Raw genomic sequence first — 3,457 nt, 5'->3', positions numbered from 1 at the left:
AAGTTGTCCCTTGTCCGAGAATCAAGTTGTGAATTTGTGGTTGCCCGAAAGCGAGAAAGTGAGGCTCCGGGCATTTGAAAAGGCGACCGCAAACAGCGCGCCCAATGCGGTAAAGAAACGGCTCGAAATCGCCGGACCACCCATATAGAGTCGAGGGTAGATCGCATCGGGCTTGCGTCCTGTCGCTAAAACCTCGCAAAACACGGGGGGTAAATGCTTCACAGCGTTGGCTAATTGGGCTTTTCCGTTGGCGTATCGAGTGACGATCTGTACTGATGGACTCGATTAAGCAATACTGGCAGCGTCGCTGCGCTGTTTGTTCGATCCAATCGAATGACCGACAACCCCCAAAAGGGACGCAGGGATTTGGTCCCAGATCTCGGTTTTCATCAGCCGCCGCACAGGCATTCCCCAAAGAGCTCGTGGCAAAGGCTCGGAAATCTCGTTGCAAAGGCCCAGAAATCTCGTTGCAAAGGAACGTTAAAATTGTCCGACGGATTGCCTCGGAAAAGGCCCGCTCCCATTAAGATGAAGTCTTCCAAGGCAAACATGACCGCCCCGGAAGAGAAGCCACGCGTGCGGAAAATTGGTTCTCTGGTGAACCAATTGATCTCGCGACGTGGCTATGCGCAAGTCGCAGTGGTCAACGAAATTCAGGACGTCGTGATTTCACTGATTGATGAACAGATCCGAACAAGTGTGCGGATCGGCAATTTGAAACGTGGCGTGCTAGAGATCTATGCGTCGGATTCGGTCACTCTGCAAGAGTTGAATTTTCAAAAGCGAACGATTCTCAAAAAATTGCAAAAGGCTCATCCGCAATCCAATGTCACGGGACTGAAGTTTCGCATCCAGGCCAATTAATGTTGTTGATCTTTGAAAGGTCGATCGTTCTGATCGCAGAGCGATCAACGACAATCCGGCAAAGTTCGATCAGTCCAGTCCGCGGGAGTTTTGTGTCACGATGAAAGTGGTGTTCTTAACCGCGGGTGCCGCCGGCATGTATTGTGGCAGCTGTATGCACGACAATGCCACCGCGCGGGTGCTAAGAGCGTCCGGAATCGACTGCGTGCTGCAGCCGATTTACACACCGATCCGCACCGATGAAACCAGCATCGCGGAAGAGCAGGTCTTCTTTGGCGGCATTCACATCTACCTGCTGCAGCAGATGCCATGGATTCGGTTTGTGCCTCCATCGCTTCGACGCATTCTCGATTGGCCGCCGTTGATCCGCTTGGCGACGAGCCGGGCGATGTCGACCGATGCCGCTAAACTTGCGGAGCTGGCGATCTCGATGCTCAAAGGGACCGAGGGACGGCAAGCCGAAGAGGTGGGGCGATTGACCGATTGGCTCGACACGCAGATGCACCCCGATGTGCTGGTGTTGAGCAATCTGTTGATCGGCGGAGCGTTGCCGATGATTCGCAAACGATTGCCCAACACCAAGATCGTGGTGTTATTGCAAGGCGATGATATTTTCTTGGATCATTTGCCCGATGCGGCGCGATCCGAAGCGATCCAGCTGTGCCGAAAACTCGTGGGAGTCGTCGATCGATTTGTCGTCAACAGTCGTTTTTATGGCGACAAGATGGGGTCGCTGCTCGAGATTCCGTCGTCCAAGCTGACCACAATTCCGTTGTCGATAGATCTCCAGCATTTTTCGCCGCGGACGGCATCGTCGCTCGAACCTGAGACGTTTCGCCTAGGTTACATGGCTCGGGTTGCACCCGAGAAAGGGTTGCACCGGTTGGTCGATGCGTTTATCGAACTGGCGACACAGCAATCACATTCTCGTTTGACGTTGGAGGTGGCCGGTTGGCTGGGTGAGAATAATCACGCCTATCTGGAATCGCTTCGTCAACGAATAAGCAAGGCGAATTTGAGCAAGCGTTTTACCTATCACGGCAGCCCCACGCTGTCCGAGAAAGCCGAATTCTTACGGACACTCGATCTATTGTGTGTGCCAACGGAATACGAGGATCCCAAGGGATTGTTTGTACTCGAGGCCATCGCATCAGGCGTGCCAGTGGTGCTGCCTGATCATGGCGCGTTCGGCGAACTCGTGGGGTCGACTGGCGGGGGCATCGTCGTTCCCGCCAATGACCCTGGGGCTTTGACCGGTGGCATCGATCTGTTGGCTAAAGATCACTCGCGGCGTCAGCAGTTGATCGCATCGGGGATCACGAATGTAGTCCAAAAGCACTCGATTGAAATCACGGCGCAGCGTTTGGCGTCACTGTTTACCGAGTTGACTTGTGTACCGAACTAACTGCGGCTTCGCAGTCTACTTCATGCCTTCGCGACGCATGGTCAATTCGCGAGTGATCTCGCCTTGGACGTATTTGACCGGGACAAAGCTGTTGCCCTCCATCGGAACTTCCACTCGCACGGTCACTTCGCGTGTATCGCGACGGATCGAATTGGGGGTGACCTGAACGCGGACATTGTTTAGACCCAATGAATTGAGAATGCCTCGTGCTTTGGCTTCAGTTTCATCCGCGGTCGCTCCCGGCAACATGCCAGTTCTCGCCGCTTCGTAGACCGCGTTATCGGCGGTATGACGAATCATCGCAGCGCGACAAAACTCGAACGCTGCAAAAAAAAACAGGAACAAGATCGGAACGACAATTGCAAACTCCACCAAGGCTGCGCCTCGTCGTTGGCGTCGTTGTCTTCGTTTGGTCATGGGGTTCTGCTAACAACAGTGAGGGTGAAGGGGGATTCGTTTTGATCGATCAAATGGATCGATCAAACGAGAACCAACATTATTCGGTCATCATGGTGGACAGCGTCAGCGCGATCTCGCGGTAGATACGTCGCAACTCGTCACCGCTGGCGGCGTGAAAGGTTTTTCCGTTGCCGATCGCTGCTACTTCTCGCATCCGCGTGGTGTCGGCACCGGCGCCAAACGTGATGGTGTGAATCGTGATCCCATCGCGAGCAATTTCGTCTGCCGATTCACGTGGTTCACGTCCACGGTTGTGCTTGCCATCGGTCATCACAATCATGGTCTTTTCGACAAATTTGGCGTCACGACTGCGATTCATGATGGAGTGGCCCGCATCCATGCCTCGCGAAATACTGGTGAACCCGCCGACGGGCATCGCCGCCATGGCGCGGGTGATCAGATTCAAATCGTCGCTCAATTGGACGTCTTCTCGGGCTCGGTCGTTGTACGATGCCAAACCGACTTGTTCTTGGACCGGAGTGCCTTCGAGTGTGCTGGTAAAGATGTTGATGGCATCACGCAGATCGGCGATCTTGGCACCGGACATGGATCCGCTGCGGTCGACCACTAGCACGACGTCACGTTCGATGTATGTTGCCGTCGAAAGCGCTTGCGGTTCAAAGAATTCGAATCCGACCATGTTGCCAAAGAACATCGGAACTGCACCGGCAGTCGAATCGTGGGTGCGTTTGCCGTTGACCTTGACGCTGTTGATCGGGCGTTGACCGG

Annotated in this window: 4 protein-coding genes; 2 read left to right on the top strand and 2 right to left on the bottom strand. The window is 54.3% G+C overall.

Annotated elements, in window-relative coordinates; genetic code table 11:
• Positions 1–528: 528 nt before the first annotated feature.
• Complete coding sequence (locus RMSM_RS40750; protein ID WP_160168251.1) at positions 529–864, top strand: DciA family protein; 336 nt, start codon at positions 529–531, stop codon at positions 862–864.
• A 100-nt stretch (positions 865–964) separates the two neighbouring features.
• Entirely contained in the window at positions 965–2,269 is a 1,305-nt protein-coding gene (locus RMSM_RS07305; protein ID WP_008693634.1) for a glycosyltransferase family 4 protein, read from the top strand.
• 15 nt (positions 2,270–2,284) lie between these two features.
• Here the strand turns inward: RMSM_RS07305 and RMSM_RS07300 are convergent, their stop codons facing one another.
• A complete protein-coding gene (locus tag RMSM_RS07300) occupies positions 2,285–2,686 on the bottom strand; it encodes a TadE/TadG family type IV pilus assembly protein (RefSeq protein ID WP_008693632.1) in 402 nt (133 codons plus the stop codon).
• A 79-nt stretch (positions 2,687–2,765) separates the two neighbouring features.
• A partial coding sequence (locus RMSM_RS07295) for a vWA domain-containing protein (protein ID WP_040764624.1) occupies positions 2,766–3,457 on the bottom strand: 692 nt, incomplete at its 5' end.

It is taken from the genome of Rhodopirellula maiorica SM1 (genome assembly GCF_000346295.1).
Lineage (GTDB): Bacteria > Planctomycetota > Planctomycetia > Pirellulales > Pirellulaceae > Novipirellula > Novipirellula maiorica.
This window is presented reverse-complemented; position numbering and strand designations above follow the sequence as displayed.

Excerpts from the sequence above, each read along its gene's own strand:
- RMSM_RS40750 (WP_160168251.1), top strand. The coding sequence starts at position 529 with ATGAAGTCTTCCAAGGCAAACATGACCGCCCCGGAAGAGAAGCCACGC.
- RMSM_RS07305 (WP_008693634.1), top strand. The coding sequence starts at position 965 with ATGAAAGTGGTGTTCTTAACCGCGGGTGCCGCCGGCATGTATTGTGGC.
- RMSM_RS07300 (WP_008693632.1), bottom strand. The coding sequence starts at position 2,686 with ATGACCAAACGAAGACAACGACGCCAACGACGAGGCGCAGCCTTGGTG.